Annotated in this window: 19 protein-coding genes and 1 other RNA gene; 3 read left to right on the plus strand and 17 right to left on the minus strand. The window is 71.2% G+C overall.

The genetic code is table 11. The features are described from left to right. Positions 1-47: 47 nt before the first annotated feature. On the minus strand, positions 48-464 hold the full coding sequence (locus G515_RS0103840) for an HIT family protein (protein WP_028659085.1): 417 nt from the start codon (positions 462-464) through the stop codon (positions 48-50). Between the two features lie 87 nt (positions 465-551). After that, positions 552-1,334 carry a glycerophosphodiester phosphodiesterase gene (locus tag G515_RS19375; protein ID WP_245565188.1) on the minus strand — a complete coding sequence of 261 codons (783 nt, stop codon included), beginning with the start codon at positions 1,332-1,334 and terminating at the stop codon, positions 552-554. Positions 1,335-1,453: 119 nt separating this feature from the next. Between G515_RS19375 and G515_RS0103850 the strand changes: the two genes are divergently transcribed. Beyond that, positions 1,454-2,113: an SDR family oxidoreductase gene (locus G515_RS0103850; RefSeq protein ID WP_028659086.1), complete on the plus strand. Its 660-nt coding sequence runs from the start codon at positions 1,454-1,456 to the stop codon at positions 2,111-2,113. Between the two features lie 8 nt (positions 2,114-2,121). Next, positions 2,122-2,655 (plus strand): hypothetical protein, encoded by a 534-nt coding sequence (locus G515_RS0103855; RefSeq protein ID WP_157570977.1) that lies wholly within the window; start codon positions 2,122-2,124, stop codon positions 2,653-2,655. A 53-nt stretch (positions 2,656-2,708) separates the two neighbouring features. Here G515_RS0103855 and G515_RS0103860 read toward each other — a convergent pair whose 3' ends face one another. The 6 genes from G515_RS0103860 to ftsE form a co-directional block, all read right to left on the minus strand. Beyond that, positions 2,709-4,001, minus strand: coding sequence for an MFS transporter (locus tag G515_RS0103860; RefSeq protein ID WP_051217821.1), 1,293 nt, complete (start codon positions 3,999-4,001; stop codon positions 2,709-2,711). Between the two features lie 236 nt (positions 4,002-4,237). Further along, positions 4,238-4,608: a transfer-messenger RNA gene (ssrA, locus tag G515_RS22970) on the minus strand. Positions 4,609-4,918: 310 nt separating this feature from the next. Further along, positions 4,919-5,866, minus strand: coding sequence for an amidohydrolase family protein (locus tag G515_RS19380; protein ID WP_051217825.1), 948 nt, complete (start codon positions 5,864-5,866; stop codon positions 4,919-4,921). A 49-nt stretch (positions 5,867-5,915) separates the two neighbouring features. Beyond that, positions 5,916-6,395 (minus strand): SsrA-binding protein SmpB, encoded by a 480-nt coding sequence (gene smpB / locus G515_RS0103870; RefSeq protein WP_028659089.1) that lies wholly within the window; start codon positions 6,393-6,395, stop codon positions 5,916-5,918. 130 nt (positions 6,396-6,525) lie between these two features. After that, positions 6,526-7,437 (minus strand): permease-like cell division protein FtsX, encoded by a 912-nt coding sequence (gene ftsX / locus G515_RS0103875; RefSeq protein WP_036553854.1) that lies wholly within the window; start codon positions 7,435-7,437, stop codon positions 6,526-6,528. Between the two features lie 73 nt (positions 7,438-7,510). After that, entirely contained in the window at positions 7,511-8,200 is a 690-nt protein-coding gene (gene ftsE, locus G515_RS0103880) for a cell division ATP-binding protein FtsE (RefSeq protein WP_028659091.1), read from the minus strand. Between the two features lie 130 nt (positions 8,201-8,330). Here ftsE and G515_RS0103885 point away from each other — a divergent pair, with 130 nt between their 5' ends. Beyond that, positions 8,331-8,996, plus strand: a complete 666-nt coding sequence (locus G515_RS0103885; protein ID WP_157570978.1) for a hypothetical protein — start codon at positions 8,331-8,333, stop codon at positions 8,994-8,996. Positions 8,997-9,140: 144 nt separating this feature from the next. On the opposite strand, the gene prfB is transcribed toward G515_RS0103885, so the two are convergent. The 9 genes from prfB to G515_RS0103930 all read right to left on the minus strand — a co-directional run bounded on the left by prfB (position 9,141) and on the right by G515_RS0103930 (position 15,398). Further along, positions 9,141-10,259 carry a peptide chain release factor 2 gene (gene prfB / locus G515_RS0103890; protein ID WP_028659093.1) on the minus strand — a complete coding sequence of 373 codons (1,119 nt, stop codon included), beginning with the start codon at positions 10,257-10,259 and terminating at the stop codon, positions 9,141-9,143. A gap of 17 nt (positions 10,260-10,276) precedes the next feature. After that, positions 10,277-10,744: a CAP domain-containing protein gene (locus G515_RS0103895; RefSeq protein ID WP_028659094.1), complete on the minus strand. Its 468-nt coding sequence runs from the start codon at positions 10,742-10,744 to the stop codon at positions 10,277-10,279. A 76-nt stretch (positions 10,745-10,820) separates the two neighbouring features. Next, on the minus strand, positions 10,821-11,258 hold the full coding sequence (locus G515_RS0103900) for a pilus assembly protein TadG-related protein (protein WP_028659095.1): 438 nt from the start codon (positions 11,256-11,258) through the stop codon (positions 10,821-10,823). Further along, the gene (locus G515_RS0103905; RefSeq protein WP_028659096.1) at positions 11,255-11,722 is read right to left on the minus strand and encodes a hypothetical protein; all 468 of its coding nucleotides are present in this window, start codon (positions 11,720-11,722) and stop codon (positions 11,255-11,257) included. Before G515_RS0103905 ends, G515_RS0103900 begins: the two co-directional genes overlap by 4 nt. Continuing rightward, entirely contained in the window at positions 11,719-12,111 is a 393-nt protein-coding gene (locus G515_RS0103910; protein ID WP_028659097.1) for a TadE/TadG family type IV pilus assembly protein, read from the minus strand. Before G515_RS0103910 ends, G515_RS0103905 begins: the two co-directional genes overlap by 4 nt. After that, positions 12,108-12,302: a hypothetical protein gene (locus G515_RS0103915; RefSeq protein ID WP_028659098.1), complete on the minus strand. Its 195-nt coding sequence runs from the start codon at positions 12,300-12,302 to the stop codon at positions 12,108-12,110. Before G515_RS0103915 ends, G515_RS0103910 begins: the two co-directional genes overlap by 4 nt. Before the next feature lie 36 nt (positions 12,303-12,338). Next, positions 12,339-13,283: a type II secretion system F family protein gene (locus G515_RS0103920; RefSeq protein WP_028659099.1), complete on the minus strand. Its 945-nt coding sequence runs from the start codon at positions 13,281-13,283 to the stop codon at positions 12,339-12,341. Next, on the minus strand, positions 13,280-14,143 hold the full coding sequence (locus tag G515_RS0103925) for a type II secretion system F family protein (protein WP_028659100.1): 864 nt from the start codon (positions 14,141-14,143) through the stop codon (positions 13,280-13,282). Before G515_RS0103925 ends, G515_RS0103920 begins: the two co-directional genes overlap by 4 nt. A gap of 7 nt (positions 14,144-14,150) precedes the next feature. Then, positions 14,151-15,398, minus strand: a complete 1,248-nt coding sequence (locus G515_RS0103930; protein WP_051217826.1) for a TadA family conjugal transfer-associated ATPase — start codon at positions 15,396-15,398, stop codon at positions 14,151-14,153. Between the last annotated feature and the right edge of the window lie 78 nt (positions 15,399-15,476).

Genomic DNA, 15,476 nt, shown 5'->3' on the forward strand with positions numbered 1-15,476 from the left:
GGGATTGGTGGTAGGTACTACGACCGCGGTCACTCTAGAACAATCGTTCAGTGACCCGCTAAAGCGGTCCGAATCCGGTTCGTGTACACGGCCATCTCGGCGTCGTCGGCGTACTTGTGTCGCGGCCAGAAGAAGCCGCGCAGCCCGTCGCCCTTGGTGCGCGGCACGACGTGCAGATGCAGGTGGGGCACGGATTGGCTGACGGTGTTGTTGACCGCGACGAAGCTGCCCTGGGCGCCGAGCCCTTCCACCATTGCGGAGGCGAGCTGCTGGCCGGCGGCGAGGAAGCCGTCGCGGAGCCCCGGCGGGAGGTCCGGGAGCGTCACCACATGCTGCCGGGGCACCAACAGGACATGGCCCTTGAAGACCGGGCGGCGGTCGAGGAAGGCCACCAGCTCCGGCCCTTCGAGCACGATCTCGGCCGGTTCGTCCCCGGCCGCGATCGCGCAGAAGACACAGGTCACCGGCTCAGCGTAGCGAGGCCGACGCGCTCAGCCGGGTCCATCGATCGTCGCCGTCGCGCAGCAGGGGCAGGATCGGTGGCCCCAGGCTCAGGCCGCGGGCGTTCCCGCTCCGGCGCGCTCCGCGAGGAGACGGCCGAGGACGTCGGGCCGATTGGTGATCACACCGTCGACGCCCTGGTCGAGGGCGGCGTGCATGCGTTCGGGATCGTCGAGGGTCCAGGTGTGGACCGCCAGCCCGTGCCGGTGCACGGCGGCGACGTACTCACTGCTCAGAGCACTGGCGTGCGGGTTGATCTGTCGCGCCCAGGTCAGGTCGGGCAGATCGTCGACGGCGGGGGTGCCGAGCAGCCCGACCGGCGTGCCGGGTTGGAGGCTCGCGTAGATCGCCATCGCGTTCCAGTCGAAGCTCTGCACCGTGAGCCGTCCGCGGGCAAGCGCCCAAGGCAGGTACCCGGGGACGCCGGCGAAGGTGTCGGCCACCGCCCGCTCGAGGCCGGGGTGGAGCCCGGGCGACTTGAGTTCCATCAGGATTCCGGTGCGGGTACGGCGCACCTGTCCGATCAGCTCGGCCAGGGTCGGCACCCGCTCCCCCACCCACTCCGCGCCGAACCAGGAGCCGGCGTCGAGCCGTTTGATCTCCGCCAGGGTGAAGTCGCCGACGTTCCAGGGCGCTCGGTCCGGGAAGACCCGTTCCACGTCGGTGGTGCGGGACAGGGTGGCGTCGTGCAGGAGCACGGGGACGCCGTCACGCGACAGTTGGACGTCCGACTCGAGCGCGTCGGCACGCTGGGCGATCGCCACCGCGAAGGCGGCGAGCGTGTTCTCCGGTGCGTAGGCGCTGGCGCCTCGGTGGGCGGTGGTGGTCCACACGCCTCGAACGATGGCGGCGGCGTTCGACACCGGCGTGACCTGGAGGTGGCGAGCCGGCCAACGTTGGATGCCCGGGCGGGCGCGGCGGCCCGGCTTGGTCCCGACGTAGGTTGGGACCCATGCGTATCGCCATCGTCGGAGGACACGGAAAGATCGCGCGCCTGCTGCCTCGGCTGCTGGCCCGAGCGGGACATCAGCCGGTGGCGCTGGTCCGCTCGGAGGGCCACCGGGCCGAACTGGAGGCATCGGGGGCCGAGGTGCGTCACCTCGACATCGAGCAGCAGGGGGGCGAGGAGTTCGCCGCGGCGTTCGCCGGCTGCGACGCGGTGGTGTTCGCCGCCGGCGGCGGGCCGGACGGCAGCGTCGAACGCAAGCGGACTGTCGATCTGGAGGGTTCGCTGAAGTCGATCGAAGCCGCCCGGAGCCGCGGCATCCGCCGGTTCGTGCAGATCTCGGCGATCAACGTCGACGACCCGCTGCCTGCCGACACCAGCGAGGTCTGGGCGGCCTACGTCGCAGCCAAGCGCGACTCCGACACCGCCCTGCGTGAGAGCGGACTCGACTGGACCATCCTCCGACCCGGCCGGCTCACCGACGACCCGGCCACGGGGCTGGTCTCGCTCGGCCCGGACGTCGCCCGCGGGGAGATTCCCCGCGCGGACGTCGCCGTCGTCCTCGCCGCGGTGCTCGACCGGCCCGACACCATCGGCCACCAGTGGAACCTGGTCGGAGGCGAGACCACCGTCTCAGCGGCGCTGGACACCGCCGTTCGGGAGTGAGTCCGGCGGTGAGGGAACCCACCGGCCGCGGGACGCGTCCCATCGGCATGAAGAGGATCCCCACCGTCCTGGTGCCGGTGCCCCTCCTGGTCGCTCTGGTCGCCGGCTGCGGCTCGGAGGGTGAGCCCACCGCCGTCGACCCGACCAGCACCCCGACCAGTCCCACCGCCTCGGCGTCAGCGGCGCCGGAGATCGAGGTGGTCACCGGCCCCGACACCGGCCCCGCCAGCGGAGGTGGGGCCGCCGAACAGCAGGCGACCCGGGTCACCACCTCGGCCGAGCAGGCGTCGTACGCCGCGACCCTGCCCGACGCCCTCCAAAAGCCCTTCCTCAGCGCTGTCGCCGAGCACGGTGTGTCCAGCGGAGAGGAGAGGTGGGCCCAGACGGTCCACGTCGGCTGCGCGGTCCCCTCCCCCGAGCAGGTCGAGGTCGAGCAGGACGCCGGGGGCACCGTCACCCTGACGGCGGCCGTCAAGGAGGACCGCACCGTCACCTGCTACGTGGCCACCCGGAGCCTGGCCATCGCGACCCTCTCGGGGTGAACCGCCGCGTCCCGAGACCCAGATGCGCGCATCGCCGATCGAGCCGGATCAGGTCAGGCCCGGGTCTGATCAGCGTCCGGGTCGGGACGCGACACCGCTGCGAGTGACCGGCGAGCGGAGGGGCTGGCCAGGATCGCGGCGATCGCGAGGAGCAGGAGGAGGCCCGCGACGACCAGCAGCAGGCGCACGTCGACCTCGTCGGCCAGTGGGCCGAAGACCACCATGCTCAGCGGCATCGCGACGGTCATCACGATGCCCACGAATCCGAAGACCCGGCCGAGCATCTCCGGCTCCACGCTCTCCTGCAGGATCGTCATCGTGGTGCTGGTGAGGGGCGCGAAGGTGATCCCGATCAGCAGCCCGAACGCGAAGAAGGCCCACAGCCCCTCGGCCAGACCGAGCCCCACGGTGAACAGACCGCTCGCGACCATCGTCGCGATGACCAAGGTGATCCGCTGGGTGACCCGGCCTCCCCAGATCGCCAGCGCCAGCCCGCCACCGAGCATGCCCGCCGACCAGCACACCTCGTTGACGGTCAGCTTCCAGACCTCGGTGCCGAACTCCCGGGTGATCACCAGTGGCGACAGGTACGACGGAGCGCCCAGCAGCACCATCACCACGGCCATCAGGCCGACCACCCAGCGCACCGACGCATGCGAGGCGAGGTAGCGGAACCCGCCCACCAGGTCGGCGAAGTAGCCGGCGGCGGCGACCTCACCCTGCGGCCGAGGCGGCCGCGGCACCGGCACCAGGAAGAGCAGACCGACCCCGATCAGGGCGGTGACCACGTCGACGAAGAAGACGGCGGTGATCGAGAGACTGGCGTAGATCGCGGCCGCGAGGGCAGGCGCCAGCAGCATCATCCCGGACTGGATGGACTGGTTGAGACCGTTGACCCGCAGCAGCACCCGCTGGGGGACGATCTGCGGGAGCATCGCGGAGACGGCGGGGGTCTGGATACCCGCGAACGTCGAGCGCACCGCCAGCGCGGCATAGATGATCCACAGGTCGTCCACCCCCGACACCATCAGCAGTGCCAGCACGAGGGTGGCCAGGGCGATCGCGGTATCGGCGCCCATCGCCAGCAGTTTGCGGTGATGCCGGTCGGCCCAAACACCGCCGAAGATCGAGACGAACGCCTGCGGCAGCATGCCGAAGACGATCGACCACATCAGGACCGACCCCGACTGGGTCTGGATCGTCAGGTGCCACATCACGGCGTACTGCACCAGCATCGAGCCCAGCAGCGAGACGGTCTGACCGCCCAGGAACAAGACGATGTTGCGCCGCCACCCGGGCGGCTCATCGGTCGAGGTCGGCGTCAGCGGCGTCGGCTCGGCGGTCACCGGAACATCCTTCCCGATCCATGTCGGTCGCTCTCCAAGGGCCCGATCGGCCCTCCGTCGCACCATCCGACACTCTCAACCTGGGTTGAGGTCAAGCGGATGACTCGTGAGCCGACGACGAGGCCCGCGCGACCAGAGGTGTGGCGTTGGGGCCCCGCACCTCGCGCGCGCAGCGCGCACAGAAATGACGAGACGACGTGGCCCGCGCAGAGCGCGGGCACACGTCGCCCAGAGTTGAGTGGAGCTGCGGGGAATCGAACCCCGGTCCTCGAGCGTCGAACGAAGTATTCTCCGGGTGCAGTCCGCGCTGGCGATTTTCTCAGCCCCGGTGCTCGCACGGACGCGTCACCGACAGGCTCAGCCGGGAAAGAGTCCCGCGTCACCCTCCCGGCGGAAGTGACGCGGCAAGTCTCCTAGTCGACGCCAGGATCAGAGCCGGAGACGGACGCTCTGTCTGACGCTTCGATCACCGCTCAGGCGGCGAGAGCGAAGGAACTGCGCTTAGCGTTGGCAGTTATGTGTTTCCAGCGATCGTTTACGAGATGACGCTGGCTTCTCGACCCGCTTCCCTTCGGACTAACGTCCCAAGTCGAAACCGATCAGCCCCTCTTGATTTGTCAACGCGACCAAGCGTACCGGGTGCAACCCGCGGACACGAACCGGTATTCCGTTCCGCGCATCGGGTCCGCCGCGCACCTCCCGAGCGCCACCGCTCCCCCACGGCGCGGGCCGACTCGTCGGCTGGGAGAGGCTCCCGATGTCCCCCTCCAGGTCGGGGCTGAGGACCCGGTCGATCCGTCCACGGCTCAGGGCCGCAGCGGAGGCCCACGGAGGGCACGCCGAGGGGTTCGGCGGCGTCGAGCGACAGCCGCCGAAGAGGCTCCCGATCCCGAAGAAACGAAGGCGGGCGGGTCCGCTCAGATCGCGCGCGGTTCAGCCCCGAAGAGCCGCGCCCCGTTGTGCCAGCAGACCGCTCGCAGCCAGTCCTCGCCCAGGCCGAGCCGTTCGAGCGACTCGAGTTGGTGGAGGTAGGGATAGGGGATCGCCGGGAAGTCCGAGCCGAGCAGGATGCGGTCCTGCAGGTCGACCAGCCGGGGCTGGAGGTCGGCGGGGAACCCGCCACCCTCGGAGAAGAATTCGGTGAAGACCATCGTGGTGTCGAGGTGGACCCGAGGGTGCCGGGCGGCGAGCGCCAGGAACTCGGCGTACTCGGGTGCCCCGAGGTGGGCGACGATCGCGGTGAGGGCGGGATGCTTCGCCAGCACCGCGGCCAGGGACCGCGGGCCGGTGTGCTCTCCGGGCACCGGCCCCGAGCCCGCATGGATGACCACGGGGGTGCCCGCCTCGGCGAGGATGCCCCAGACCGGATCGAGCTCCGGCGCATCCAGGGGGAACTCGCCCACCTGCACATGCACCTTGAACACCTCGACACCGGCCGACACCAGTTCGCCGACGTAGGTGGGTGCGTCGTCCTCCGGATAGAAGGTGGCCGACCAGAGCGACTCGGGCACCTGCTGGGCGAACTCCCGGGCCCAGTCGTTGAGATAGGCGGCCACCCCGGGCTTGTGCGCGTAGGGCAGGCCTGAGAACCGTCGGAGCCCGAAGGAGCGAAGCAGTTCGACCCGCTCGTCCACCTCGAGCCGGTAGCGGATCGGCCAGGGTCGACCGAGCTTCGGGCCGGCAGAGTCGAAGACCGCCCAGACCGCCCGCTGGATGGCCGGTGCCATGAAGTGGACGTGGACGTCGAAGAGACCCGGCAGCTCGAGGGCCTGCCACCAGGCTCGTACCTGCTCCGGTTCGGCGGCGATCCCGGGCCGGTCCGGTTCGAGGGCAGGGTCGTGGTCGGTGTGCGCGTCGGCGGTCATCTGGGTCCTTTGCCGGGGATCTGGTCAGGCCTTGGATACCAGCTCCGGCTCAGTCGTGCATCCCCTTGAGGAACCGCCCGACGGCCTGCTCCTTCTCCCGGTCGGCGGTGCGCTCGGCGATCGCCTGACGCTTGTCCCAGCTCTTCTTGCCCTTGGCCAGGGCCAGCTCGACCTTGGCCCGGCCGTCCTTGAAGTAGAGCGCGAGGGGTACGACGGTGAGCCCCTTCTCGCTGACCCGCCGTTCGATCTTGGCGATCTCCTCGCGGTGGAGGAGCAGCTTGCGCTTGCGCCGAGCCGCGTGGTTGGTCCAGGTGCCCTGGGAGTATTCGGGGATGTGCACACCGTGCAACCAGGCCTCCCCGCGCTCGATGTCGACGAACCCGTCGACCAAGGACGCCCGACCCAGGCGCAGCGACTTCACCTCGGTGCCCTGCAGGACCAGCCCGGCCTCGTAGGTGTCCTCGATGTGATAGTCGTGGCGCGCCTTCTTGTTCTGCGCGACGACCGTGCGCCCCTTCTCCTTCGGCATGCGCCCATTGTCGCAAAGCCGGGCAACCGGTTAACCGGCAGGAGCACCACAGCGGTCGAGAGCCCGGACGGCCCGGCCCGACACCCCGGCCAGGCGGCACACGAGGGGTCGGGCAGCGCAGGCCCCCAGGTCAGACCTTGAGGTACTTGCGGGTGAGCAGCAGGGTGGGCAACACGGTGATGATCGGACCCACGACCGCCACGATCAGCACCACACTCCCGAAGTCGCTCCAGTCCACCCAGGGCAGGAAGTCAACTCGGTCGCTGAGCCGCCCGATCACCTCGAACTCCAAGAACACCGCCAGCGCCCCGATCGCGAGCAGGACCCCGAGCACCGCGGTCACCAGCGCCTCAAGAAGGAAGGGCAGGGCGATGTACGCCGTCGAGGCGCCGACCAGGCGCATGATGCCGATCTCCTTGCGCCGGGCGAAGGCCGCCAGCCGGACGGTGTTGCCCACCAGCAGCAGGGCGGCGATCACCAAGAACACGGCCACTCCGATCGAGAACCAGGTCAGCTCGTCGATCGAGGCCAGCAGCGGTCCGGTGATCTCGTGCAGGTCCTGCACGTAGGAGACGCCGTCCAGCCCCTGCACCTGTTCGGTGACGACGTCGGCCTCCCTCGGATCGGTCAGCGTGACCCAGTAGGACTCGGCCATGTCCTTCTCGGTGATGATCGCGTCCGGCCCCTCGAACTGCTCTGGGCCGAGCATGTCCTCGGCCCGGTCGAAGGCCTCGGCCTGGCTCTCGAAACGGACGGACTCCACCTCGGGGCTGTCCTCGAGGACGGTGAGGATCGCGTCCTTCTGGGCGTCGGTGGCCGCACCGGTGCAGGCATTGTTGCTGTCGTCATCGCGGCACAGGAAGACGGTGATCTCCAGGGCACTGCCGAACTGTTGCTCGGTCTTCTCGGCCTGCTCGTTGAGCAGCACGCCGAGCCCGACCAGGGTCAGCGAGACGAAGAGGGTGAGGATGACGGCAAGGTGCATCGACACGTTGCGGCGCAGGCTCTGGCCGAGTTCGGTGAAGACGTAACGCAACTGCATGACTGGGAGGACTCTCTGCTGGTCGCGGGCTGGTCGCGGGCTGGTCGCGGGCTGGTGGCGGGCCGGGGTGTGCTCAGCTGGACGAGTCGTAGGCGCCCTCGGCCTGGTCGCGAACCACCCGGCCGTCCTCGAGCTCGATCACGCGCTTGCGCATCCGGTCGACGATGGTCACGTCGTGGGTGGCCATCAGCACGGTGGTGCCGGTGCCGTTGATCCGTTCGAGCAGCGCCATGATGCCATCGCTGGTCTGCGGGTCGAGGTTGCCGGTGGGCTCGTCGGCAACCAGGATCTGCGGCCGGTTGACGACCGCGCGCGCCATCGCGACCCGCTGCTGCTCTCCGCCGGAGAGCTCGTCCGGCATCCGGTCGGCCTTGTCGTCGAGACCCACCAGGTCCAGCACCTGGGGCACCCGGTCGGTGATCTCGCCCTTGGAGTGCCCGGTCACCTGCATCGCGAAGGCGACGTTCTCACCCACGGTCTTGGTGGTGAGCAGGCGGAAGTCCTGGAACACGGTGCCGATCTGGCGCCTCAGCTGCGGCACCTTCCAGCCGGCCAGCCGGTCGATCTCCTTGCCGGCGACGTACACCCGGCCGGTGGTGGGGCGGGTCTCGCGCAGCACCAGACGCAGCGCGGTCGACTTGCCCGAGCCGGACTGGCCGACCAGGAAGACGAACTCGCCCTTCTCGACGTCGATCGACACCTGGTCCAGGGCGGGCTGGCCGGTGCCCGGATACGTCTTGGTGACCTTCTCGAAGCGAATCACCGGGCCGAGCGTAGTCGAAGGGCGGGCGCGGCTCACTTCCCCGAGGAACGGTCCAGGGCAGGCCGCGCCGTACTCCATGCCCGTGGCCCACGACTCCACCGACTCGACAGGTACGGCCTAACCTCAGAGGGTGTCTCGACGTCGTGGCGTGCTGCTCGCGCTCCTGGTCTCGGCCGCACTCACCGCGGTGGTGGTGTTCGTCGGCCTGCGCTGGGTCCTGCCCGAGGACTCGCCCACGCCTGCACCGGAGCCGCTCGCCACCCCCCTGGCCGACATCGACACCGCCGCGGTGACCGTGATGCGCGGCGAGTTCTGCGACCACCTCGACGAGGACGACATCGCCGCGGCGGTGGCGCCGGAGGGGCTGGAGGGCGAGCTCACCGCAGCGTCGTACGGCGACGGAGACGTCGCCCGGGTGAGCGAACGGGTGAGGGACGTCGCGCACGAGTACTCCTGTACGTGGACCGCCGACGACGCACGGTCGGCCCGCGCCTGGGTGTTCACCCCGCCGGTGACCCGGCAGCAGGCCCGCGCTCTCGCGCGCTCCACCCTCGCCGGCACGGGCTGCGAACCGGTCGCCGGCGTGCCCGGTCTCGGACAACCCACCGTGACCACCAGCTGCCGCACCGATCGGCAGCACACCACCGTGACGATGCGCGGTCTGCTCGGGGACGCCTGGCTCAGCTGCTCGGTCACCGGCACCCGCGCCGAGCCGCCCGCCGATCTGGTCGACCGCACCGGGCGCTGGTGCGTGGCCGTGATGCAGGCGACCGCGCCCCGCACCGACCCGGAGTGACGCCGGCGGGTGCGGCGCGGAGGCTCGTTCGTCAAGATGTGCGCGCGAACGCGCACTCCCCCGGCGGGACTCCACCCTGGAGGCGAGCCCGGCGACATCCCTCGAGGGACGAACACGGGTCCGCCGACACCGACCCAGGAAGGATCAGTTCTGGTCGGCGTTCTCCGCGCCCCGCCGCCAGCGGATGCCGGCCTCGAGGAAGCCGTCCAGATCGCCGTCGAAGACCGAGGTGGGGTTGCCGGTCTCGAAGCCGGTGCGGAGGTCCTTGACGATCTGATACGGGTTGAGCACGTAGTTGCGCATCTGGTCGCCCCAGCTCGCCGCCACATCGCCCTTGAGGTCCTTGAGGTGGGCCTCCTCCTCAGCCTTCTTCAGCGCGAGCAGCTTGGCCTTGAGGACCACCATCGCGGCTGCCTTGTTCTGCAGCTGCGACTTCTCGTTCTGGCAGGAGACCACCACGCCGGTGGGCAGGTGGGTGAGCCGGACGGCGGAGTCGGTGGTGTTGACGCTCTGTCCGCCGGGACCGGAGGAGCGATACACGTCGACCTTGATCTCGTTCTCGTCGATCTCGATCTCGTCGGTCTGCTCGAGCACCGGCACCACCTCGACGGCGGCGAAGGAGGTCTGCCGGCGGCCCTGGTTGTCGAAGGGGCTGATCCGCACCAGCCGGTGCGTGCCCGCCTCGACGCTCAGCGTGCCGTAGGCGTACGGCGCGTGCACGGCGAAGGTGGCCGACTTGATCCCGGCCTCCTCGGCGTAGGACGTGTCGAAGACCTCGACGGGGTACTTGTGGTGCTCGGCCCAGCGGGTGTACATCCGCATCAACTGCTCGGCGAAGTCGGCCGCGTCGACGCCACCGGCGCCGGCCCGGATGGTCACGAGCGCCTCGCGGGCGTCGTACTCACCGGAGAGGAGGGTGCGCACCTCGAGCGCCTCGACCGCCTGCCGCACCCGGTCCAGCTCGGTGCCGGCCTCTGCGAGGGTGTCGGCGTCGCCCTCCTCGGTGGCCAGCTCGACCAAGACGCCCAGGTCCTCGACGCGGCCGTTGAGGTTTTCGAAGCGCTCGATGTCGTTCTGCAGCAGGGAGAGCCGGCCGGTGACCTTCTGCGCGTTGTCCTGGTCGTCCCAGAGGTCGGGCGCGGCGACCTGCTGCTCGAGGTCAGCGACCTCGGCCTTCATCGCGTCGAGGTCGAGCACCTGCTCGATGGTGTGCATGGTCGCCTGGAGCTGCTTGAGCTCGGCGTCGAAGTCGGGGCCTGCCACGAGCTTCAGGCTACCCGTCAGGCACGCCGACCCAACAGTTGGCAGGCGTACCACGCCCCGGAGGGGGTACGTCGCGCCGCCACCGCCAGCACGCGGTACTCCCGCCGCAGCAGGTTGCGCCGGTGGCCGGGCGATCGCATCCAGCCGCGTCGCACCACCGCACGGCCGGTGGGATAGCCGACCGCGACGTTCTCCCCCACCCCGCGCAGACCGCAGCCGCGCAGGAGCGGACCGAGCGGCTGGTGGAACATCCGGCGCTGGGTGCGCATCGAGCTCGCGTGCCGGGCGGCGGCGCGCTGGAGGCAGCGGTCGTGGCGCAGTCTCGTCCGGCCGTGCCGGGCCCGCACGTTGTTGCTGACCTGGAAGGCCCGCTCGCCGTACCGCTGCGCCGCGTCACCGGCCGCCTCCGCCGAGGGCGCCAGGGCGATCGGCGGAAGCGCGCCGAGCACGAGCACGAGCAGGACGCCGGCCACGCGCGTCATCATCCGAGACCTCCCGAGAGTGAGCCCCCACCACGGTAGGCCGTCGGTGCCGGTGGGTCCTGAACGGGTCGGTGAGCGGTCAGTAGGTGGTGAGCTGGGCCGACCCCGTGGAGGCGACCGTGCTGGCATCCCCCAGCCCGGGCATCCCCAGCGGGAGACGCAGCGGCGCCGAGATCCTGACCGTGACCCGGTCCTCGGTCACCTCCAGCCGGGTGACCCGCAGGCCGGGGTGGCTGCCCCTGGCGCCCACCTCGCGCAGGTACGCCGCCACCGCCGCCTCGGCCTCCGCCGCCACCAGCCGGGGATCGGAGCTGAGCCCGGAGACGTAGGTGTCCTCGACGTCGACCGATTCGGTGCCGGCCAGCGCGGCCCCGTCGGCGATGCTGCTCAGCCCCGACCGCTGAAGGTAGGCCGCCGAGGCGTCGACCACCACGGCGACCAGGAGCAGCAGGATCATGGCGAACCCCACGATCAGCGGAGTGGCCGACCCGCGCTCGTCGTGGCGTCGCGGCGTCATCCGGTCGCCTCCCGGCCGGGACGATAGCTGCCGAACGGCACCGTCTGCACCGCGGAGACCCGCACGCCCGGGGCCCCGGACCCGAACACCGCCGGCGCCAGCGGGAGAGCCACGCGGGCCGAGACCCGGACGGTGACGGTCGAGCCCGGTTGCAGGCAGGCCTCGCTCGGCGTACACGTGATGCGGATCCGGGGCGCCACCCCCTCGACCCCCTGATCGGCCAGGGCCTGCCGGACCGCCGCCCGCGCCCGTTCCTGCCCTGCACCGGGCGAGGGGGCCAGCGAATAGGCCCGGGCTGCCGCCCGGGTGCCGTCACTGACCGCGAACGAGCCGCGTTGCACCTCGAACACGCTGAGCAGCAGGTAGAGCAGCGGCACCATCAGGAGCAGGGCCAGCCAGGTGAACTCCACCATCGCGCTCCCCCGCTCGTCGATGCGCCGCTGGTCGGCGCCCCGCCGGGTCACGGGAACACCTCCCGCGTCGCATGCCCCTCCGCCTCGAGCGAGACCGAGGGTCCGAGGAAGCCGAGGGTGGGCACCTCGGCCCGCGCCCGCACCACCACGGTCGGGGCTCCGCCGACCGCCTCGAGGCGGGCCGAGACCTCGCGGGCGTACTTGCCCGCGAGTGCGCCCCGGATCTGATCCCTGGTGCGGGCCGCCCCTGCCGCCGGAGAGCGGTCGTACGCCGCGCCGTACCTGGCGCCCTCCGAGGCCGCCGCGGTGAGGGTGTTGCGCACGTGCAGCACGAGGCCCAACTGCAGCAGTCCGAAGAACAACGGCAACAACAGCAGCAGGACGAGGACGAAGTCGACCACGGCGGCGCCTCGCTCGTCACGACGGCGCCTGGGCGTCACTGGACCGAGTTGAGCGCGCTGCGCAGCATCGAGGTGAGCTGCGGCTTGGCCAGGGCATAGAGCGCCGCCACGATCGATGCGGTCATCACCGTCACCAGCACCCAGCCTGGTACGTCGCCACGCTCGTCGCGCGGGCGCGGTTGCGTGAGCGCGTAGCGGAGGCGCAGCAGGTGGAGGGTGAGCTGATCCATGGCGAGTGCCTTTCCGAGAGGGGTGTTGATGCGCGCTCAGGGCGCGACGATGTTGAGGCCGATCAGGCCCGGCCAGAAGGCGACGAGGACGGTGATGGGCAGGACCAGGAAGACCACCGGGACCATCATCAGCACCTCTTTCCGCGCGGCCGACTCGATCAGCTCGCGGCGACCCGCCTCACGGACGTCGGCCGCCTGCGCGTGGAGGACGTCGGCCAGGGGCGTGCCGCGCTCGACCGCGACGGCGACTCCGGAGGCGAACCGCGCCACCAGCGGCAGCCCGGTGCGGGCCGCGAGCTGGTCGAACGCCGCCGCGACCGGCGCACCGGTGCGGATCGCGGCGAGCACCCGGGCGAGCTCTCGGGAGAGTTCGCCGCCGCTGCGGCGCACCACCCGGTCCAGCGCCGTCGCCGGGCCCTCGCCGGCGGCCACCGCGAGCGCGAGCATCTCGGCGATGGTCGGGAACTCCGCCACGATCGCTCGCTCGCGTTGCTTGACCTGGCTGGTGAGGTGGGTGTCGCGGGACAGGACGCCGAGGACGAAGCCGAGGGCGCACAGCAGGAGCGAGGTCCAGGCGTCGGCCGAGGAGGTCAGCGCGCGGAGCAGGCCGTAGCCGGCCGCCACGGCGAAGCCGGCCAGGCCCCACAGCACCTGTTCGATCCTGAACTCGTGCACGCTCCGGTCGATCCCGGCGCGCTCGAGTCGGCGCCGGATGCTGGCGGCTCCCCCGAGCACCCGCTCGACGCCGTCCGCGCCGGCCCGTAGGACCGGGCCGAAGACCGCCCGGACCGCCGTGCCGCCGGGCCCGGCCGGTTGGGACACCGCGGCAGCGGAGGGCGCGGTGCTGGGGAGGTCGCGGAGGTAAGGAAGCACCCGGCTCTGCACCGACGTACGACGCAGGGCTCGCGCCCGAGCCAGCACGAGCAGCAGCCCGCCGGCCACGGCCGCGCCCAGCAGGGCGCCGAGCATGGCGGGGCTCACGACAGGATCCGCCGCTCGGTCGGGAGCCGGCCGATCCGCATCATCACGCGGTAGGCGACCACGCAGGCGAGCGCGGCCAACACCAGCACCACGACGCCGCCGGGAGAGGCGTAGCGGCCGATGACCTCGGACTGGAAGGACATCACGAGCAGCACCAGCCAGGGCGCCGCCACGGCTAGCCTCGCGCCGTTGACCGTCCAGCTCTGGCGGGACTCGAGCTCGGATCGGGTGCGGGCCTCGTCGCGCAGGTAGCCGGAGAGGTTGCGCAGCAGTCGGCCGAGGTCGCCGCCCCCGACCTCCCGGGCGATGCGGAGACCCTCCACGACCCGGTCACCGACGGGGTCGGCGAGGACCCGCTTGAGCCCGTCCAGCGACTCTCCGAACCGTCCGGAGACCTGGTAGTCGAGGGCGAAGCGGGCGAAGGCCGGCCGCAGCGGCTCCGGCCCGCGGACAGCGAGCCCTCCGACCGCCTCTGGCAGCGAGAGCCCCGCCCGCACCGCGGAGGCGAGGTTGTCGACCGCCTCGGGCCACACCTCGGCGAACTCGGCCTGACGCCGCCGGGCACGCCCGGTCACCAGCCCGACCGGCAGGTAGCCGCCCATGATCGCGAAGGTGAGCGACACCGGCAGGGTCTGGGACACGACCTGGATGCCCAGGAACGCGACCAGGCCACACCCCGCACACACGACCCAGAACGCGCGGGCCGAGGTGGTGCCCATCCCGGCCCGCGCCAGCAGCCGGTCGGTGCGGCCCGGGCCGGCCGACCGGGGAGGGCCCTCCGCCCGGTGGCGAGGAAGCGCGAAGGCGGACCAGATCAGGAGCAGCCCGACGCCGACGCCGAGCCCGAGAAGCGCACCCATGTCGCCCTCAGCCGGCCAGCAGGCGGGTCGGGTCGAGGCCGATCCGGGTGAACCGCTCCACCCGGGGCGGCATGCCGCTGCCGCGGCGTAGCTCGGATCCGCGTCGCTCGAACAGGGTGGCGGTCTCGATCACATCCCCCTCGGCCCGCCCCGGCACGGCCACGATCTCCTCGACCCGGCGCACTCCCCGCTCGTCCAGACCGAGGTGCACCACCAGGTCGACACTGGTCGCGACGGTGGGGACGACGAACCTGGCCGAGATGTTCTCCCCCGCCAGGAGCGGGAGTGTGCAGAGCTTGACCAGGGCCTCCCGGGCGGAGTTGGCATGAACCGTGCCCATCCCGGGCAGACCTGCGTTGAGGGCCAGGAGCAGGTCGAGTGCCTCCTCGGCGCGGACCTCGCCGATGATCAGCCGACTGGGCCGCATCCGCAGGCTCTCCTTGACCAGGTCACGCAGGGTGATCGCACCGGTGCCCTCCAGGCCCGCCTGGCGGGTCTGCATCGGCACCCAGTCGGGGTGCGCGAACCGCAGCTCGAAGACCTCCTCTGCGGAGATCACCCGGTCACCGCCCGGGATCGCCGCGGCCAGGCAGTTGAGCATGGTCGTCTTGCCGCACTGGGTGCCACCGCTCACCATGATGTTGAGCCCGGCGCGCACCGAGGCCTCCAGGAAGGCCGCCGCCTGGGCCGTCATCGAGCCGAGCTCGACAAGATCGACCAGGCGGGCGGCCCGGACGACGAACTTGCGGATATTGATCGCCGAGAAGCCTCGGGTGATGCCGTCCAGGACGACGTGCAGGCGGTGCCCGGCAGGAAGCATGGCGTCGACGAACGGCTGGGAGCGATCGACCCGGCGGCCGCTGGACTTGAGCATCCGCTCGACCAGCTCGTCGACCTGCTCGGCGGTCAGCACCAGGTTGGTCAGCTCGTGCCGGCCGTTCCTCGCGACGAAGACCCGGCTCGGATCGTTGACCCAGATCTCCTCCACGGTCGGGTCGTCGAGGAACGGCTGCAGCGGCCCGAAGCCGGAGACCCGCGCCACCAACTCGCCGACCACCGCCTCGGGGTCATCGACCGGCGCGACCGCGCCGGTGAGGCTGCGCTGGTCGTGCGCCAGGACCGCCTGCTCGGCGATCCGTCGGACCAGGCCGGTCTCCCGCTGGGGGTCGACGCCCTCCCTGCGCACGAGCTCGCGCACCCGCTGATCGAGCTGCGCCAGCAGATCTTCAGGGCGCGTGGTGGAGGTAAGGGTCATCGCCGCATCCATTCCCGAGATTGGACATCGTGGCGGAGAATGTAACCCGCGTCACCCGGTCCCGGAACCCGTCCGTCT

It is taken from the genome of Nocardioides insulae DSM 17944, from assembly GCF_000422825.1.
Classification (GTDB): domain Bacteria; phylum Actinomycetota; class Actinomycetes; order Propionibacteriales; family Nocardioidaceae; genus Nocardioides; species Nocardioides insulae.